General features: G+C 38.9%; 17 protein-coding genes. 10 read left to right on the top strand and 7 right to left on the bottom strand.

Annotated elements, in window-relative coordinates:
• Positions 1 to 34 precede the first annotated feature (34 nt).
• From ACQKEV_RS12485 to ACQKEV_RS12460, 6 genes are all read left to right on the top strand, one after another.
• Complete coding sequence (locus tag ACQKEV_RS12485; protein ID WP_427446546.1) at positions 35 to 1,024, top strand: lipoate--protein ligase; 990 nt, start codon at positions 35 to 37, stop codon at positions 1,022 to 1,024.
• A 259-nt stretch (positions 1,025 to 1,283) separates the two neighbouring features.
• Positions 1,284 to 1,991: a response regulator transcription factor gene (locus ACQKEV_RS12480; protein WP_269927528.1), complete on the top strand. Its 708-nt coding sequence runs from the start codon at positions 1,284 to 1,286 to the stop codon at positions 1,989 to 1,991.
• Positions 1,988 to 3,067 (top strand): sensor histidine kinase, encoded by a 1,080-nt coding sequence (locus ACQKEV_RS12475; RefSeq protein WP_427446544.1) that lies wholly within the window; start codon positions 1,988 to 1,990, stop codon positions 3,065 to 3,067. Before ACQKEV_RS12480 ends, ACQKEV_RS12475 begins: the two co-directional genes overlap by 4 nt.
• On the top strand, positions 3,000 to 3,773 hold the full coding sequence (locus ACQKEV_RS12470) for an ABC transporter ATP-binding protein (protein ID WP_427446542.1): 774 nt from the start codon (positions 3,000 to 3,002) through the stop codon (positions 3,771 to 3,773). Before ACQKEV_RS12475 ends, ACQKEV_RS12470 begins: the two co-directional genes overlap by 68 nt.
• Positions 3,745 to 5,679, top strand: coding sequence for an FtsX-like permease family protein (locus tag ACQKEV_RS12465; RefSeq protein WP_427446540.1), 1,935 nt, complete (start codon positions 3,745 to 3,747; stop codon positions 5,677 to 5,679). The genes ACQKEV_RS12470 and ACQKEV_RS12465 overlap by 29 nt, the downstream gene beginning before the upstream one ends.
• Before the next feature lie 151 nt (positions 5,680 to 5,830).
• Entirely contained in the window at positions 5,831 to 7,384 is a 1,554-nt protein-coding gene (locus ACQKEV_RS12460; protein ID WP_427446538.1) for a fatty acid--CoA ligase family protein, read from the top strand.
• A 66-nt stretch (positions 7,385 to 7,450) separates the two neighbouring features.
• Here the strand turns inward: ACQKEV_RS12460 and nadA are convergent, their stop codons facing one another.
• Genes nadA through nadB form a run of 3 tightly spaced genes read right to left on the bottom strand, consistent with a single transcriptional unit; the run spans position 7,451 to position 10,931 of the window.
• Complete coding sequence (nadA, locus tag ACQKEV_RS12455; RefSeq protein ID WP_427446536.1) at positions 7,451 to 8,545, bottom strand: quinolinate synthase NadA; 1,095 nt, start codon at positions 8,543 to 8,545, stop codon at positions 7,451 to 7,453.
• Entirely contained in the window at positions 8,542 to 9,396 is an 855-nt protein-coding gene (gene nadC, locus ACQKEV_RS12450) for a carboxylating nicotinate-nucleotide diphosphorylase (protein ID WP_427446534.1), read from the bottom strand. The genes nadA and nadC overlap by 4 nt, the downstream gene beginning before the upstream one ends.
• Positions 9,393 to 10,931: an L-aspartate oxidase gene (gene nadB / locus ACQKEV_RS12445; RefSeq protein WP_427446532.1), complete on the bottom strand. Its 1,539-nt coding sequence runs from the start codon at positions 10,929 to 10,931 to the stop codon at positions 9,393 to 9,395. Before nadB ends, nadC begins: the two co-directional genes overlap by 4 nt.
• A gap of 113 nt (positions 10,932 to 11,044) precedes the next feature.
• On the opposite strand from nadB, the gene ACQKEV_RS12440 reads away from it, so the two are divergent.
• Both ACQKEV_RS12440 and ACQKEV_RS12435 read left to right on the top strand, forming a co-directional pair.
• A complete protein-coding gene (locus tag ACQKEV_RS12440; protein ID WP_427446530.1) occupies positions 11,045 to 12,184 on the top strand; it encodes an IscS subfamily cysteine desulfurase in 1,140 nt (379 codons plus the stop codon).
• 120 nt (positions 12,185 to 12,304) lie between these two features.
• Positions 12,305 to 12,463, top strand: coding sequence for a hypothetical protein (locus ACQKEV_RS12435; RefSeq protein WP_427446528.1), 159 nt, complete (start codon positions 12,305 to 12,307; stop codon positions 12,461 to 12,463).
• 50 nt (positions 12,464 to 12,513) lie between these two features.
• Here ACQKEV_RS12435 and ACQKEV_RS12430 read toward each other — a convergent pair whose 3' ends face one another.
• Both ACQKEV_RS12430 and ACQKEV_RS12425 read right to left on the bottom strand, forming a co-directional pair.
• Entirely contained in the window at positions 12,514 to 12,660 is a 147-nt protein-coding gene (locus ACQKEV_RS12430) for a hypothetical protein (RefSeq protein ID WP_427446526.1), read from the bottom strand.
• Positions 12,660 to 13,949, bottom strand: a complete 1,290-nt coding sequence (locus ACQKEV_RS12425; protein ID WP_427457912.1) for a helix-turn-helix domain-containing protein — start codon at positions 13,947 to 13,949, stop codon at positions 12,660 to 12,662. Before ACQKEV_RS12425 ends, ACQKEV_RS12430 begins: the two co-directional genes overlap by 1 nt.
• Positions 13,950 to 14,205: 256 nt before the next feature.
• Between ACQKEV_RS12425 and ACQKEV_RS12420 the strand changes: the two genes are divergently transcribed.
• On the top strand, positions 14,206 to 14,502 hold the full coding sequence (locus tag ACQKEV_RS12420) for a DUF3006 domain-containing protein (RefSeq protein ID WP_427446524.1): 297 nt from the start codon (positions 14,206 to 14,208) through the stop codon (positions 14,500 to 14,502).
• Positions 14,503 to 14,611: 109 nt separating this feature from the next.
• Here the strand turns inward: ACQKEV_RS12420 and ACQKEV_RS12415 are convergent, their stop codons facing one another.
• Positions 14,612 to 15,901, bottom strand: coding sequence for a helix-turn-helix domain-containing protein (locus tag ACQKEV_RS12415; RefSeq protein ID WP_427446522.1), 1,290 nt, complete (start codon positions 15,899 to 15,901; stop codon positions 14,612 to 14,614).
• A 242-nt stretch (positions 15,902 to 16,143) separates the two neighbouring features.
• Here ACQKEV_RS12415 and ACQKEV_RS12410 point away from each other — a divergent pair, with 242 nt between their 5' ends.
• Positions 16,144 to 16,353 (top strand): hypothetical protein, encoded by a 210-nt coding sequence (locus tag ACQKEV_RS12410; RefSeq protein WP_427446520.1) that lies wholly within the window; start codon positions 16,144 to 16,146, stop codon positions 16,351 to 16,353.
• 44 nt (positions 16,354 to 16,397) lie between these two features.
• Here the strand turns inward: ACQKEV_RS12410 and ACQKEV_RS12405 are convergent, their stop codons facing one another.
• Positions 16,398 to 17,537 carry a zinc-dependent alcohol dehydrogenase gene (locus ACQKEV_RS12405; RefSeq protein ID WP_427446518.1) on the bottom strand — a complete coding sequence of 380 codons (1,140 nt, stop codon included), beginning with the start codon at positions 17,535 to 17,537 and terminating at the stop codon, positions 16,398 to 16,400.
• Positions 17,538 to 17,638 lie beyond the last annotated feature (101 nt).

The raw sequence follows: 17,638 nt of genomic DNA, 5'->3' as shown, positions 1-17,638 counted from the left end.
AATATGAATAACATTTAAAAGGAGCGATACCCTCATGTATTTTATTGATAACAAAGGAATTACAGATCCTCGCATAAATTTGGCGATTGAAGAATATGCACTTAAAACAATGGACGTTGATAAAGATTCTTTCTTTCTGTTCTATATCAATGAACCAGCCATTATTATCGGAAAGAACCAAAACACGATTGAAGAAATCGATACGGACTATGTAGACATTAATGGAGTTCACGTAGTACGCAGACTTTCAGGCGGTGGAGCTGTTTATCATGATCTTGGTAATTTGAACTTCAGTTTCATCACGAAAGATGACGGCGATAGCTTCAGAAACTTCAAGAAATTTACGCAACCAATTGTCGATGCATTAAAAGAAATGGGAGTTGACGCAGAATTATCTGGACGCAATGATATTTTAGCTGATGGGCGTAAAATTTCCGGAAATGCACAATTTACTACAAAAGGCCGTATGTTCAGCCATGGTACATTAATGTTTGATACTGAAATCGATGCTGTGGTTTCTGCATTAAAAGTACGTAAGGACAAAATTGAGTCAAAAGGAATTAAATCAATTCGCAGTCGAGTGGCAAACATTACGGAGTTTTTGGACAAGCCGATTACAATCGAAGAGTTTCGTGTGAAGTTGCTCCACTCCATTTTTGGTGGAGAAGAAGTGAAAACAGTTGAATTGACGGAAGAGGACTGGGCGAATATTAAAGCCCTATCAAAAGAGCGTTATGGTAACTGGGAATGGAATTATGGCAAATCTCCAGCATTCAATATGTCCCATTCAGAACGTTTCCCTACTGGTGGAATTGACGTGAGATTGCAAGTGAAAAACGGAGTTGTTGAAGATGCCAATATCTATGGTGATTTCTTCGGTGTAGGCGACGTAGCGGATATCGAAAAACGTATTATTGGAGTAACTTACGATAAGTCAGCGATATCTGTCGCACTTGGTGATATGGAAATCTCGACATACCTTGGTGGAATCACAAAAGAACAATTCCTTCAGTTGATTTATTAATAGTGATTATGTAGCCTGACTTCGGTCAGGCTTTTTTGTGGTTATGTGATAGTCCAATGCTCGTCTATTTTCATTTTGTGCAACCTGAAACGTGGTTCTGTCTACCTGGAACACCAAACTGTCTACCTGGAAAGCAATTCTGTCTACCTGGAGCAGCTCCAATGTTCGAATCTCTCTTCCATCGGAACAATTTACATAGAGTAGCACTTAGAGCTGTTCTTAAGTACAATTAAGAAAAACAGATTAGGGGGAGGATTAGATGTCAACACATCGTATATATATCGTGGAAGATGATCGAAAAATCGCCTCACTGCTTGCTGATACGTTACGTAAATATCATTATGAAGTGCAAACGGTTCAAGACTTCGATTTGATCTTGGAAGAATTTGAAGCATTTGATCCGCACCTCATTTTGCTAGATATTAATTTACCTTCTTATGACGGATACTATTGGTGTCGTCAGTTCCGTACGAAGACAACGTGCCCGATTATATTTATTTCAGCACGGTCAGGGGATATGGACCAAGTATTTGCGCTTGAAAATGGAGGGGATGATTTCATCACGAAACCTTTCCATTATGAAATCGTCCTAGCCAAAATAAGAAGTCATTTACGTAGAACATATGGTGAGTACGCAGCGAAACAGGAAGAACGTACGATTAAGCTAGGGAAACTGTGTTTGTATCTGGAGCGAATGGAGCTTCATACCGGCTCGCAAGAAATTCCACTTCAAAAGAGGGAGTGCACCATTCTAGAGCTATTAATGACCCATGTACCAAAAGTAGTCACACGTGAGCAATTGCTCGAAGAACTTTGGGATGATCAGGCTTTTGTTGATGAAAACACACTGAACGTCAATATGACGCGTGTGCGTAAGAAGTTACAGGATTACGGAATCTCTTCAACTATTGAAACCGTCCGGGGGGCAGGCTATCGCTTCGTACTAAGTGCGGAGGAGTCATCATGAAATTAAGACTGTTTGTGAAAGAGCACGCTGCCTACTTGGTCTTTCAATTAATTATGGTGCTCTTTATTATGTTGCTTTATTGGCTCGACGGCTTCCGAAATGCAGATACAGCTATCTATTCCGTTGTCATTAGCACCTTATTAATTTTATCTTTTTTATTTGGACGCTTTGTGAAACGGTATGCGTTTTATCAAAAACTATTGTCATCACCAAAACAAATGGAAGCAGCATTGCAACGTGATGGGAAATCACCAGAACAATTACAGGTAGAAGAGTATTTACAAGGTTTATATAAGCTGTATCAAAATGAAGTGCAGGCACTTTATGCCAATCAGCATCGTCATCTTCAATTCATGAATCAATGGGTTCATCAAATGAAAACACCGTTATCTGTCGTGGAATTGCTCTTGCAGGAAGATGGAAATGTCGACAAGAGAAGTATGCAGGAAGAAATTGACCGTTTGAAGCGTGGACTTGATTCAGTGTTGATGAATGCCAGGCTCGATACGTTTGAACAGGATATGCAAATTGAACAAGTACATCTAAAGACATTGGTTTCTGAAGTAGTGTCGGAACATAAACGCTTGTTCATTACCCATCATGTGTACCCGGTGATTTCAATTGACGAAAAATATATCGTACCGACTGATGCAAAATGGATGAAGTTTGTGATTGGCCAGTTTATTACGAATGCAGTGAAATACACGTTTGAAGAAGGCAAGAAAGTACATATCCAAGTAGACTGCCTGGAAGGACAAGTATTGCTGAAAGTTCAGGATGAAGGAATCGGTATTCCATCAACCGATCTTCCGCGTGTGATGAAAGCCTTCTTCACTGGAGAAAATGGCCGAAAAACAGGGGAAAGTACTGGAATGGGCTTGTATTTAGCCAATGAGATCTGTGGAAAACTAGGTCATGAAATGAGTGTAGTGTCTGAGCAAGGAAAAGGCACGATAGTCTCGGTTTTATTCCATAACCATGAAGGTACAAAGCGAGGTGAGACAGAAGATGAGCATATTGAAAATGGACGAAGTGACGAAAGTGTACGAGGGGAAAGTGACACATCGTGCAATTAATCAGTTAAGTTTTGAAGTGGGAAAAGGTGAGTTTGTGGCTGTTATGGGTCCTTCCGGAAGCGGGAAAACGACATTGCTTAATCTCATTTCAACAATTGATTCGGCCACATCAGGTACCATCACGATTGATGGATTGCGTCCGGAAGAAATGACGAAAACCGAGCTCGCTCTTTTTCGGCGAAGACAGCTCGGTTTTGTCTTTCAGGACTTTAACTTATTGCAGATGCTTACTGTAGAAGAAAACTTGGTTCTCCCCTTAACACTGGATGGACTTCCACTCGATGAAATGAAAAAACGTATAGCTGATTTAGCGAAGAAACTGGACTTGGAACAAATTCTTGAAAAGAGACCGAATGAAATATCTGGCGGTCAAGCACAAAGGACGGCAATAGGAAGGGCGCTTATTCATCAGCCCGCTTTCATATTAGCGGATGAGCCGACCGGGAACTTGGATTCAAAGGCATCCAAGGATGTACTAGAGCTTTTGGCAAGAGTCAATCAGGAGCAAAAGACGACAATCCTGATGGTTACACATGATCCGATAGCGGCAAGTTATTGCGACCGTGTCATTTTTATTAAAGACGGCGAGTTTTTCAATGAAATTTATAGTGATGATCGAAGACAAACTTTTTTCCAACGTATTTTAAACGTGCTGTCTTTGCTAGGAGGCAATGTCAATGACCTTTCGACAATTCGCCTATCGTAATGTCGTTCGGAATCGTCGAATCTATGCCGCATTTTTTATGGCGAGTATGTTTTCAGTGATGGTCTTCTTCATGTATTCTATGTTATTGTTTCATCCGAAAATCGAAGATGAGTTTTTAAGGGAATTCGCGGCCTCCGGGATGATAGTAGCTGAAATTATCTTGTACATATTTACACTGTTTTTCTTGTTCTATTCAATGAGTGCTTTTTTACAAGCCCGTTCGAAAGAGTTCGGACTGCTGCTTCAGCTTGGTATGGAGAAGAAGCAATTGAATAAATTGATCTTCCTTGAAACGATGTTGATTGGTGCGGTCTCAGTCGCAACAGGAATCTTTTTTGGCTATGCTTTTTCGAAATTCTTTTTTATGATCGTTCGAGAATTGCTGCAGTTGGAAAGCTTGCCTCTATATGTATCGGCTAAACCTTTTGCCCTGACAATGGGAGCGTTTTTCAGTCTTTTTGTCATCATCGCAATGACGAGCGTCGTGTTCATACGAGAGCAAAAGATAATTGAATTGATACGTGGCTATTGGAAGACCGATGAACTACAAAGCTATTCAACAGTGAAAGCAATACTTGGGATCGCCATGTTATTGTTTGCCTACGGAGCGGCTGCGTTTACATCGATGAACGTGGTACTGGCATTATCCATTGTTTTACCTCCGCTTGCTGCACTCGGGACGTACTTCTTTTTTACACATAGTGTATTATTTTTACTTCATCAAGTACGAAAACGTAAATCACTTTACTGGCATCCATATCGTTTGATCGCTATTTCGGAAGTGGCGGTGAAACTGCGTGAAAATGCAAGAATGTATTTTATCGTTACAATCGTTTCAACAGTTGCCTTTTTATCAGTTGGAACGTTGACATCACTGTCTTCTTATACAGGACAATTTCGTGAAATAAACCCGCTGTCACTCATTTATTCCAGTGAAATGTCCAATCCGTATGAGTCAGATCACATTTCATTATTACGCAATGAACTCGAAGAGCAAGGCTTGTCCTATACACTTGTTCCATTTTTAATCAAACAGCAAACATCGTCCTTTTCACAGAATTCGGTCGATATTTTAAGAATGTCGGATGTAAATAGTTTAGCGCTTGCGCTCGGATTGCCATTGATTGAATTGCCCCCTGGAGAAGCAATGTTCATTCCATACTCTGAGGATTCAATTAGCACTTTAAAAAGTAAAGAAATTCAAACTGTTTTGGAAGAGAGCAATGTCCCAATCAAAATTCGTGGTGTGTATCCGAAGATGTTATTTCCTTCCATGATTATTGGATCAAACATTGTTGTAGTCAGTGATTCAGACTATCAATTAATTAACGAACCGTTTTCCGGAAGGTCACTGATGGACTCCTCGTATAAATTCTTTGCTTTTCATGTAGCTGAGTGGGAACGTACAAAATCAATCGGACTGGATATAGATTCTCAAGTGACGGACGCAATTTATGACGGAGGTTTTACCACTCTGCCATTTTACTTTGAAAATCCGGGATTGAACTACAGTGTGATACGGGCAACATTTTCATTGTTATTGTTTACCGGGTTAATGGTTGCGGCCGTTTTATTATTGGCTGCTGGAAGCTTTGTCTACTTCAAACTATATACAGGATTGGAGAGGGATAAACGCCAATTCGATGTCTTGAAAAGAATGGGTTTAACAGAACAGGAAATTATTAAAATCGTCAATCGTCAACTTGTTCCTCAGTTTTTCCTCCCTTGGGGAATAGCAATGCTACATAGTGCATTCTCGTTTTTATCCCTGCAAGTCATTTGGAGCAATTTAGCGGAAGTATCCATTTTGAGTGAAATGATTTTAGTATTAGTTGGTTTTACATTTATTCAAGTCGTCTATTATTTTTTAATACGCTGGCGTTATATAGCACATGTCCGCGCTTGATATGAGACGAGTAACCGAAGGAACAAATTACGTATACCCCAGTAAGCATCGTGAAAATTCACGGTGCTTATTGTATTGACTGAACATTTCTTATATAATGAAGATATTGAATAATGAATGAGTATTCATTCAATACAAAGGGGACTGTCAGATGAATTTAGTAGCTCGCGTTCGTGAAACGGCTTTACAACAACCATCTAAAACGGCTTATCATTTTATGGGGAAAGATACGTCATATGCAGAATTCGATCAAACGGTTGCTCGTTTTGCTTCAGCTTTACGTGAACAGGGTGTGGGAAAAGGGGACCATGTCGCATTTTTACTTGGTAATACACCACATTTCTTGATTTCTCTTTATGCAACGATGCGTTTGGGAGCAACAGCGATTCCGATTAATCCAATCTATACGCCAGATGAGATTTCCTACATCCTTCAAAATAGTGACGCAAAAGCAGTCATTGCACTTGATATGCTTTTGCCACTTGTTGAAAAGGCAGCAGGTGCGTTTCCATCCGTTCATACATATGTAATTTGCGAAACATCTTCAGATACAGGAGAAAAGTTGGCAGCTCTACCTGAAGGCTTACGTGAAAAAGTGAAATCGTTTACACAGATGGTTATGGCTGCTTCACCAGACGTTTTACCTGTTGAAATTTGCCTGGATGACAATGCTGTAATTTTATATACTTCAGGAACAACTGGACGTCCTAAAGGGGCGATGTTGACGCACGGTAACTTATTCTCAAATGCACGGGATACAGCAGACTATTTGGGCTTTACTGCATCTGATAAAGTACTTGCGACGTTACCAGTATTCCATGTGTTTGCACTGACCGTTGTCGTGAATGCCCCTCTATTAAAAGGAGCAACGATTTTACTTGTTCCACGTTTCAGCCCGCAAGACGTTTTTGAAATGGCAAAGGAACAGCAAGCTACTGTCTTTGCAGGGGTTCCAACGATGTATAATTTCCTTTATCAATATCCGCAGGCAAATGTCGAAGACTTCTCGACGATCCGTCTGGCGATTTCAGGAGGCTCTTCGCTTCCGGTTGCCTTGCTGCATAACTTTGAAGAGAAGTTCAATGTCCGTATTTCGGAAGGGTATGGGTTGTCTGAGGCGTCACCTGTTACATGCTTCAATCCATTGGATCGAGATCGTAAAGCAGGCTCAATCGGAACTTCAATTAGCAACGTGGAGAATCGTGTAGTGAACGAGCTGGGCGAAGATGTTGAAGTTGGGGAAGTAGGGGAGCTGATTGTCCGTGGACCTAACGTGATGAAAGGCTATTACAAAATGCCAGAAGAGACTGCCGCTACCATTCGCGACGGCTGGTTGTACACAGGTGATTTAGCGAGAATCGATGAAGAAGGTTATTTCTATATCGTGGACCGCAAGAAAGATTTAGTCATTGTTGGTGGCTTCAATGTGTACCCACGTGAAGTGGAAGAAGTACTATTCGCTCATCCAAGTGTTGTAGAGGCTGCCGTCATTGGTTTACCAGATGCCAACTTTGGAGAAACAGTACATGCCTATGTAGTAGTTAAAGATGAAGGTCTCGACACGGAAGCATTATCTAACTATTGCGGGGAACATCTAGCGAAATATAAAATCCCACGCAGCTTCGAGTTCCTGACAGAACTGCCTAAAAACACGACAGGAAAAATTTTGCGTCGCTCATTAAAAGATCAAGCACTTGCTAAATAATTATAGATCGGCAAATAGAAAAGGGAACTTCCAATAAACTGGAGTTCCCTTTTATGTTTTTTATTCCTAAAGCATTTTCTCCAAAGCCATGATGGCTTCTTCAGCTGTCTTTTCATCAACGGAAATTTGATTGATGATTCGACCTTCCACAAGTTCCTCTAAAGCCCACGTTAAATGAGGTAAGTCAATGCGGTTCATTGTCAAACAAGGACACATAAACGGATTCAAGGACACAATATCACGATCAGGGTAGGTAGCGATTAAACGGTTAACTAAGTTCATTTCCGTTCCAATAGCCCACTTCGACCCGACTTCCGATGCTGCAATCATATCAATAATGTATTTTGTGGAACCGGCATAATCAGAAGCGGCAACCACTTCATACGTACACTCAGGATGAACTAAAATTTTACGATCCGGTTCTTTTTCACGCAAAGTTGCAACGTGCTTAGGCAAGAAATTCATATGCACAGAGCAATGTCCTTTCCACAAAATTACCCGTACGTCTTCCAATGCACATTGCAATTCCAGCTTGTGTTTGATTGGATCCCAAATCGCCATCGTTTCCAAAGGAATCCCCAGTTTCACAGCGGTGTTACGTCCTAAATGTTGATCAGGCAAAAACAGCATTCTCTCTTTTTGAGAAAGTGCCCATGCTACCATTTCTTCTGCATTGGAAGAGGTCACCGTTGCCCCTCCATTGCGACCTACAAATGCTTTAATAGCAGCTGTAGAGTTGACATACGTCAACGGGATAATGGTATCGCCAAAGTAGTTTTGCAATTCAATCCAAGCACGTTCGGTTTGATCAATGTTGGCCATATCCGCCATGGAACAACCGGCTCTCAAATCAGGCAGAATCACCGCTTGATTTGGCGTAGTTAAGATATCCGCTGTTTCAGCCATGAAGTGAACTCCGCAAAAGATAATATAATCCGCCGTCTGTTTTGCAGCGATTTGCGATAACTGTAGCGAGTCGCCAGTCACGTCTGCAAAGGCAATGACTTCATCCTTTTGGTAATGGTGCCCTAGAATATACAAACGTTCACCCAGTAGCTTCTTCGCTTGCTGAGCACGTTCATGCAGTTCATTCGAAGGGGTGTTCAAATAATGGGCAGGAATTGTATCAGTCATCTGTAATTCTTCCAATAATGATGTCATGCGAAAATGGCCTCCTTGCTGGAAACGGATAAATTCATACTAATATCGATATTTGAAACACTATGTGTCAATGCACCAATAGAAATGACATCGACCCCAGTGTGACGGTATGCTGCTAGTTTAGCTAAATCTATGCCGCCAGAAGCTTCTGTGCGAATGGAAGATGGGACAAGTTTCGCCCATCTTGTCATCGTCTCAGGTGTTTGGTTATCAAACATGATGACATGTGGTTTTGCTTCAATTGCTTCAAGCAATTGACCTTCCGTTTCTACTTCGACTTCTATCATGACCATATGACCTAGGGAAGCACGGACTTTTTCCACAGCTTGTGTAATCGAACCGGCAGCCGCTATATGGTTGTCTTTTAACATAACCGCATCATAGAGACCAATCCGATGATTGAAGCCCCCACCGATGCGGACTGCATACTTCTCAAACATTCTAAGCCCAGGTGTCGTTTTACGTGTATCTACAATGCGTGTATGCAATGATCCTAACTCATCAACACATTTAGCTGTCAAAGTTGCAATGGCACTCATTCGCTGAACTAAGTTTAATAGCACACGTTCTCCTGAAAGTAGAGAAGCTACTGGACCTTTTATGTGAACAATGGCTTCACCAGCTTTCACGTGATCTCCATCCACTTTTAAAAGTTCCACGTCAACTGCATCATCCAATAGGCCGTAGCCCCATTTAAAGCATTGAAGACCTGCAACTACGCCATCTTCTTTAAAGCGTACAATTGCTTCTCCGATGTCCGAGTCTTGGAAAAGAACAGCTGATACGTCACGATCTCCTATATCTTCAATCAAGAAATGTTTTAATGCTTCTTCTACTTTCAATCGATTCATTTTACTGTCTCCTTACGTTCAATTTTACGCGTACTGATTGAAGTCCCATATATGGATTGTTCAATAATTTTTCCTGTCCATTCCTCAGTAACTGCCGGGTGGTCTTGACGATAATGTCCGCCCCGACTTTCTGTACGAAGGAATGCTGAATGAGCAATTAAACTACTAGCTGTATAACGGTGAATTTGTTGTATGACTTCAAATGAATATTCTTCAAGATTTCTCGGATAAAGAGGGAATTCATGAATGAAATCAGATAAACCGGCTCCAGTTCGAATGATGCCTATGTGTTCAGTCATTCGTCGTTGCATATGGGCTGATGAGAATTGAACGAATGATGAATCTAGTTCTTTATCAAGTGGAGTTCCTGACTGAATCACGTTTTCTTCCAGTCTCATAGCCAGTCGTTCCGCAAAAACAAGACCTTCAAGTAACGAATTACTGGCTAAGCGATTTGCTCCATGAACACCAGTGGAAGCTACTTCACCAATTGCATACAGTTGCGGAATGGATGTTTCCCCAATATCATTCGTTTGTACACCTCCCATATGAAAGTGGGCACCTGGACGCACAGGCATTAACTCATGAAGTGGATTTACGCCATGTTTCATGCAATTGGCGTAAATGGATGGGAATTTCATTTCGAAACGATGAATATGACGAGCATCCAAATAGATCGGATCATTTTTTTGCCAGTGCCATTCAATGACGCGTGCCACTATATCCCTTGGTGCTAACTCCATTAATGGATGTATGTCTTTCATCACACGAATTCCGTCCTGATTGACGAGGAATGCACCTTCACCTCGGACGGCTTCAGAAATAAGCCCACACGACTTTCCGTTCAACGTAAAAATGGTGGGATGAAACTGAACAAATTCTAAGTCTTCCAAAATAGCTCCTGCGTGGTAGGCGAGCGACAATCCATCACCGGTTGCTATAGGTGAATTGGAAGTCTGACTGTAAAGTTGGCCGATCCCACCCGTTGCAAGAACAACATGATTGGCTTTAATGAGATGTCTTTGACCATGTTGATCACTAACTAAAGCTCCGGTGCATCTCCCGTCCTCCATTTGTAATTTCAAAACGGCGTGAAAAGGGAGGCGGGTTACTTTTTCTTGGGTTTGTTTAAGCAAATAATTCATCAACATTTTGCCAGTTTGATCTCCACCTGCATGTAAAATTCTCCGTTGTGTGTGTGCGGCTTCTTGACCAAGTTCGGGTAAACCATGCGAGTTCGCATCAAAAGGAAGTCCTTGTGACATCAACTTTTCGATGAGCATTTTCCCCTCTGTAACCAAAAGCTCTACACGCTCATTGTGAGCATGTTCTGCCGTGGCAAGCATTGTATCGATGGCATGTGTCGAAGGGGAATCATAAGGAGCGAGTGATGCTGCAATTCCGCCTTGAGCAAGTGCAGTATTACTGGTGAATGGATCTTCTTTTGTGAGGATAGCAATGGACATGGAAGCGGGGAGAGAATGAGCGAGCATTAACCCAGCGACACCACCACCGATGATACAAATATCAAACATTCTTTACACCAACTTTACGAAAAGTTTACAGCTGTCTTGACACTATTAATGACATAAAGATACAGTGATTACAAGAAGAAATTCGTTTTTGGAAGGAAAATGGGGGAGTTATGATGATTTACTTAGATACAGCTGCCACATCACCGATGAGAAAAGAAGCCATAACCGCTTATGTAGATGCGGCAACAAAAGCTTTTGGAAATACTCAAAGTCTACATGATGCAGGTTCAACCGCTGCCGACTATTTAGCATCCTGTAAGCAAATGTGGGGGCAATTCTTGAATGGACGAGCAGATGGGGTTTTCTTCACTGCAAATGCTTCAGAAGGAAATCAATTGACAATACGGTCGCTATTAAGAGGAAGACCACCTGAATATAAGGATATCGTCACAACCAAACTAGAGCACGCCTCCGTATTAACAACTCTGAATGAGTTAGAAAAAGAAGGCTATCAAATTCATTACATGCCGGTAGATAAATATGGCGTTATAGATATGCAGGCATTTGAGCTAGCCGTGAGCCATAGAACTGCTTTAGTTATTATGCAACTTGTAAATTCAGAAATGGGTGCCATTCAACCTGTAGCTGAATGTGCTGCTTATTCGAAGAAATACAGGGTGCCGATTCATTGTGATATTGTACAAGGATTTGGGAAAATACCAGTGGATGTTCGTTCTTTAAACGTAACATCGGCAGTTTGTTCGGCACATAAAATTGGAGGACCTAAAGGGGTTGGTATCGTTTATATAGACCCTTCCGTTCACTGGGAATCAGTTTATGAAGGCACAACTCATCAGAATGGATTTCGTGCAGGTACAGTCGATGTTCCAGCTATCGTGGCTGCGACGATTGCGGCAAAATATGCATTGGCGGAACAGGAAGATGCCTTCTTACGGGCAAATGAAATACAAGATTTCCTATTAAACCATTTACCAGAAGGGGTCCAATTAGTAGGAAACACAGAAACAAAGTCTCCTTATATACAGGGATTAATTTTGGCACACGTAGAAGGGCAATGGTTAATGCTCGAATGCAATCGTCGGCAAATAGCCATCTCCACCGGAACGGCTTGTAAGATCGGCTTTGGAGAAGCAGTATCAGCAATGAGTGCAATTGGTTACGAGACTGATATGGCTAGAAGGTTCGTTAGAATTTCTTTTAACTACCAGACAACCGTCGAAGACATTCAAGCATTCTTGCAAGTTGTACAATATTCTCTAGTAGATAACAAAACGAAAGCCACTCCATATTAAAAGGAGCGGCTTTTAAAATTTAGTAATATAAAAATAAATTATGATTAATTGAAACAAAAAATGAGATATGGCGTATTCTAGATATAAGTAGAATTTCAAAGAAGGGGGGCAACAGTTACCATGGGTGATTTATTTTTCGCTATCATTGTTTTCATCATTCCATTGCTCATCATTGGCCTCTTAATTTATATGTTCATGTCCATGAAAAGTCGGAAAGATCAACTCAACCAATTGAAAAACTCTTTATCAGAAGGGGTATCAAAAAAACAAATCAAGTAAAAAAGCAGAAACTGCCTGGAGTAAATATTCCAGTAGTCTCTGCTTTTTTGTTAGTTGTTTAATGCAACGTATGTTCCATTAATTGGTTTAATGTTGGTGATTTCAGGTAGCATGTCTTTCGCGTGCGTTTGAGATGGTTGTGCAAAACTTACCAAGAAACCGGCTACTAAAATTAAAGTAAATAATTTGTTTTTCATTATAAATCCTCCCAGTAATTAATAGATTTTATTTTATATAAAAAGCTTATGGCTTTTTGTAAAGAAAGAGCAGAATTTTTATATTTTCTAATTTCTGAATATTTATTACCTAACAAAATCGAGTATTTATGGACGTAATGAAAATCTTCTTTACCCTCAAAATATTCAATGGCACTTAATAATATGTTTTCAAATTCCATATCCTGTTGCTGATTAAGTTTGAAAATATGGAAGTGGTAATAATAAGACATGTACTCTGATTGATCAAGGGTTGAAATATAGTCTAATCCTTTATCTGCCCATTGATTAACCATAATTTTATCATTTTGCTTTGAATATTCCTTGGAAATGGAATAAATGGTTAAAAGCGTATTCTCTGCATTAGAAGAATATTTAAGGCTTTCTTCAAAATAATCAATTGCTTTATTTGAATTACCCTGAATTGCATATAATGAACCTAAGTTGTGATAGATTATTTCATTATACTTAGTTAACTTGAAATTAGTTGCAATTTTTCTTGCAAGCAGAAAATTTTCTTCTGCATTCTTAAAATTCAAATTACGTTTATAAGCTATGCCGATTACAATATAACAATCGAATGCACGAGCAAATAACAAATTATCTTTATAAAGTGTTAGGGATTTTGTAGCAAACTCAATGGCATTTAATATATGGTCCTCAGATAGATAGCTCAAACTCAGAGCGTTGTAGAAATCCGCTAGCTCCCAATCTTCCATTGGAAACGTAGCTAGTAAATGTAATGAAATTTCAAAAGAAAGAATTGCTTTCTTAAAGTCCCTTTGAATAAACTGGAAAATCCCAATATTTAAATGGAAAATAAATTTCTGACGTACATCAAAATTATCTTCCATTTGGGTTAGTGCAGAAATAAGACTGATACAAATATTACCCGATGGAACAGTAATCAAATAAAGCCTCAACAAATAAAGATTATAAGTATAAAAGTTTTTTTCATCCTTAAAAAGGAAGTTCTTATCAGTATATGACTGGAGATTTCGAGTTATCTCTTCTTTGTTTCTCTCAAGGATTGCAACTTTATAATGAGAGTATAGCTCTGATAAAAATTCCATCTCCTGCTCAGTTGAGAGATCTTCATAATCCAGATTTAATCTTTCCAATAAAAGCTGCAACACATCTTCGCTTGGGATGGTCTGGTTATTTTCAATCTTACTCAAATAGGACGTTGAACAGATTCCTCTTGCTAATGTAACTTGTTTCATATTCTGTTGTATGCGAGACATTTTGATGAGCAATCCGATATTATTCATATATCCACCTTTTATACTACTAGAGTCATTGAGTAATATCTACTATATACTGTTGGGAAACAAAACTTAAATACCTATAAAAAAACGCGTGTTTTGGAAAAAAGTTTCCCAACCTGTTTTTCTTTCTTATTCTATCTTAACGAATTATGATTATATTGTAACTAGTAAATCTATTAGTATTACTTCAAATTCTACGTTTATTACGAATATTTAGCAATTTTCAAGCGAAACCATCATTTAAAAGGAGCTGGTCAGTATGTTTACAGGAAGAATGTATAAATTGGATCGATTTGAAGATGATTTAGCAGTTCTTTTGGAATTTCCTAACGAGACAAATGTATTGGTCGTTCCAACAGATGATTTAACGCATGATATGAAAGTTGGCGACGTTTTATTAGTAGATATTCAAGAAGAAGGATTTAATATTTCAAAAGTAAACAAGCGTGTGGCTAATAAGCAGATGGTTACTGACTCGGTTTCGTCTTCTCATAAAATAAACAGTTACTACATTGATTACGAACAAGGTTGTTTAGTTTATACAACAGCCAGCTAATAATTGCGTTCAAAGGCACTGCCGCCAGTGTCTCTGACATATAGAAAAAAGCCTGTAACTATTTCCCCCGACCTCGGGAAATAGTTACAGGCTTTTTGATTTTGAATTTCTATAATTCTTCCCAATGCTTCATATTATTTTTCTTGTACATACTTGCATTAGATAATACGAAATATTTCGCAGCATTTTTATATTTATTATTTTCATAATAGAAATTGCCTACTAATTGAGCGTATTTATGAGCATGACGGTAGTCTTTAAGTTCTTGAAAGAAATTATATGCTTCGATAGCGACCTTATCGAAATTTGTAGGATCAGTTTCTCTCGCTAAGTAAACATTTAAATGGTGTGCGAATGTTTGCTGACTTATATTCTGACTCTTATCGATTAAAGCTAATCCTGCCTTACACCATTTAATCACTTCATCGGATTTTTTTAATTTGGAAAATTCTTTTACAAGAGAATAAATAGGTAACAATTTTTCTTCATTGTCATTTCGAGCATCCAGGCTTTCAAGATAGTATTTAATTGCCTCATCAGGCAAACCTCTTCTTGACGCAGAGTTACCTAAATTCTGAGTAATTATAGGGAAGTGTTCGGTGAGATTCATTTGAGATGCAATCTTTTGTGCGATTAATAGATTTTCATATGCTTCTTCATATTGAAATGAAAATTCTTGAGCAATAGCCAAAATTAAATAGGATTCAATTACACGTGTGTTAAAAAATCCACTTTTGAAAAACTCTAGTGATTTTTGAATATATTCTATTGAAAAGACCCATCTCTGTTGAGTTAGATAACAATGGCCTAAAAGGTAATTGAAATCGGCTTCTTCCCATTTTTCAATATTGATTTTCTTATAATAGTAAATTGCCTTTTCGTACGATTGAAGTGTTAAATTGTAATCCATCAAAAATGAATAGTAGCTACCGACATTGGAATTAAACAAAAACATCTGGTAGTCATCAAAATTACTGGATAGCTCGGATAACGCCATTATCAGTTCACTTGTGTCATTTCGAACATCTTGCACAATTAAAGTTAACCTAAGGACCATGAGCTGGTATGTATAAAAGTTTGAAGAATCCTTGAAAAGGTATCTTTCATTATTGATTTCTTTAAGTGCTTTAGCTGTGTGTTCGCGATCCTTATTCATGATGGCATTGAAATAGATCTCACGAACATGCTTCAGGTAACTTTCATCATCTAAACTTTTGTTTTGATTGATTGCGAGTTCAAGTCGATTTAATAGTAAATTGACCACTTCTTGACTGGGTACGATGGAATTGTTTTCAATTTTACTGAGATAGGAAGGGGTGCAAATACCTTGTGCTAAAGTGATTTGCTTCATGTTCCTTCTGATTCTCTCCAGTTTGATGACGTGTCCAAAGTTATTCATGGTCGATATCTCCTCGTTAACATACATTTTACATCTGTAATAATTAATCTTTATCCTACTATACGTTGATTAAACTTTAAACAAAAGTTTAATCAAGAAATTTATTTCATAAAATTGATATATATATGCCCTGAATGTGAAAACTTTCCCAACATTTTCGACATTTTTCGACGTTTTTTTCATGTACACTAGAAGTATAAAAATAAAACGAAAGAATCGTAAGATACGGAAGGGGGAAGGAAATGAAGAATGTATTATTAGTGTCTATACAAGTTGCATTAGGAATATTGCTATTCCAAAACAGAAATAAATTTACGAAGCCCATCCATTTAATCGCTTTCACTTTTTTTGCTTTACTCATGATATATTCCATTTCGAGTCTACTCCCCATTCTAGGTGAAGGCGTAATTGTTTTGAAGAAGCATATAAACCCGGAAGTATTCAGATTTTAAATCAAAAAATCCCTTTAGCATAAAAACAGCTAAAGGGATTTTCTTTATGGCTTTAAGACAAACTTGATGCTTTCATCTTCATGATCGTTAAAGAGTTGGTATGCTTCACTTGCTTTATCGAGTGGGACTTTATGTGTCACGATTTCCGTTGGATCGAATTCGCCTTTTGTAATTTTATCAAACAGTAATGGCATGTAGTGGATGACAGGCGCTTGACCCATTTTTAATGTTACATTGCGTTCGAAAATATTCCCAAGTGGGAACATATTGTATTTTGAACCATATACACCTGTCAGTTGAATCGTCCCAAATTTACGCACGGCATTTAAGCCAATGTCAATCGCACTCAAGGTTCCGCCTTGCAATTTCAGTTTTTGCTCGACTTTTTCAACTGCGGACATTTTCCCATCCATACCTACGCAATCGATTACTACATCGACGCCACCGTTCGTGATTTCTTTGATATGGCTACCCATATCATCGTATTCATCAAAGTTGAATACTTCCACATTGTTCATTTTCACTGCATGTTTTAAACGATACGGCAGGTGATCGACGGCGATTACACGTTTCGCGCCTTTCATCCAAGCGAATTTTTGGGCCATTAAACCAATTTGACCTGACCCCAAAACGGCTACCGTATCTCCAGCTTTCATTCCGGAGTTTTCAACACTCCAATAAGCTGTCGGTAATACGTCAGACATAAAGAGAAGGGACTCATCTTCTAATTCACATGATTCGGGAATAACAAACGGCATGAAATTTCCATAAGGTACACGCAGAAATTCTGCTTGACCTCCGGAATAATCTCCGTATCTCTCAGTGAAGCCGAAGTAGCCCCCAGTGTCGACTTTTGGATTATCGTTGGAATTATCGCATTGACTTTCCATCTCGTGATTGCAGTAATAACATTCACCGCAAGATATATTGAACGGCAATACTACACGATCTCCTTTTTTAACTTTTGTTACTTCCGGCCCCACTTCTTCAACAATTCCCATAGGCTCATGACCAATTATGTAATCTTTTCGAGCGGGAAGAGCGCCTTGATAAATGTGTAAGTCTGATCCACAAATGGCTGCAGAGGTAATTCGAACAATAATATCATCTCGTTTTTGAAGTTTCGGATCTTCGACTTCTTTAACTTTGATATCTTTCGTTCCTTGAAATGTAACTGCCTTCATATACCATCCTCCTCTAATTGTGTTCAATACTTCAAAGTTTACCCGGGTATAAAAATTCAAAACATTAAAAAATCTTTACGTGAACTTAAAAAAGCAAGTAA

The sequence above is a fragment of the Paenisporosarcina sp. NPDC076907 genome (genome assembly GCF_050269735.1).
In the GTDB taxonomy this organism is placed as follows: domain Bacteria; phylum Bacillota; class Bacilli; order Bacillales_A; family Planococcaceae; genus Paenisporosarcina.
Note: the sequence above shows the minus strand (reverse complement) of the source record. Positions and strands in the feature narration are given on the sequence as shown.

Coding starts and splice junctions, on each gene's coding strand:
- ACQKEV_RS12415 (WP_427446522.1), bottom strand. CDS start 15,901: ATGAATAACTTTGGACACGTCATCAAACTGGAGAGAATCAGAAGGAAC.
- ACQKEV_RS12465 (WP_427446540.1), top strand. CDS start 3,745: ATGACCTTTCGACAATTCGCCTATCGTAATGTCGTTCGGAATCGTCGA.
- nadB (WP_427446532.1), bottom strand. CDS start 10,931: ATGTTTGATATTTGTATCATCGGTGGTGGTGTCGCTGGGTTAATGCTC.
- ACQKEV_RS12460 (WP_427446538.1), top strand. CDS start 5,831: ATGAATTTAGTAGCTCGCGTTCGTGAAACGGCTTTACAACAACCATCT.
- ACQKEV_RS12480 (WP_269927528.1), top strand. CDS start 1,284: ATGTCAACACATCGTATATATATCGTGGAAGATGATCGAAAAATCGCC.
- ACQKEV_RS12470 (WP_427446542.1), top strand. CDS start 3,000: ATGAGCATATTGAAAATGGACGAAGTGACGAAAGTGTACGAGGGGAAA.
- ACQKEV_RS12420 (WP_427446524.1), top strand. CDS start 14,206: ATGTTTACAGGAAGAATGTATAAATTGGATCGATTTGAAGATGATTTA.
- ACQKEV_RS12440 (WP_427446530.1), top strand. CDS start 11,045: ATGATTTACTTAGATACAGCTGCCACATCACCGATGAGAAAAGAAGCC.
- ACQKEV_RS12475 (WP_427446544.1), top strand. CDS start 1,988: ATGAAATTAAGACTGTTTGTGAAAGAGCACGCTGCCTACTTGGTCTTT.
- ACQKEV_RS12410 (WP_427446520.1), top strand. CDS start 16,144: ATGAAGAATGTATTATTAGTGTCTATACAAGTTGCATTAGGAATATTG.
- ACQKEV_RS12425 (WP_427457912.1), bottom strand. CDS start 13,949: ATGAATAATATCGGATTGCTCATCAAAATGTCTCGCATACAACAGAAT.
- nadC (WP_427446534.1), bottom strand. CDS start 9,396: ATGAATCGATTGAAAGTAGAAGAAGCATTAAAACATTTCTTGATTGAA.
- ACQKEV_RS12430 (WP_427446526.1), bottom strand. CDS start 12,660: ATGAAAAACAAATTATTTACTTTAATTTTAGTAGCCGGTTTCTTGGTA.
- ACQKEV_RS12435 (WP_427446528.1), top strand. CDS start 12,305: ATGGGTGATTTATTTTTCGCTATCATTGTTTTCATCATTCCATTGCTC.
- ACQKEV_RS12485 (WP_427446546.1), top strand. CDS start 35: ATGTATTTTATTGATAACAAAGGAATTACAGATCCTCGCATAAATTTG.
- nadA (WP_427446536.1), bottom strand. CDS start 8,545: ATGACATCATTATTGGAAGAATTACAGATGACTGATACAATTCCTGCC.
- ACQKEV_RS12405 (WP_427446518.1), bottom strand. CDS start 17,537: ATGAAGGCAGTTACATTTCAAGGAACGAAAGATATCAAAGTTAAAGAA.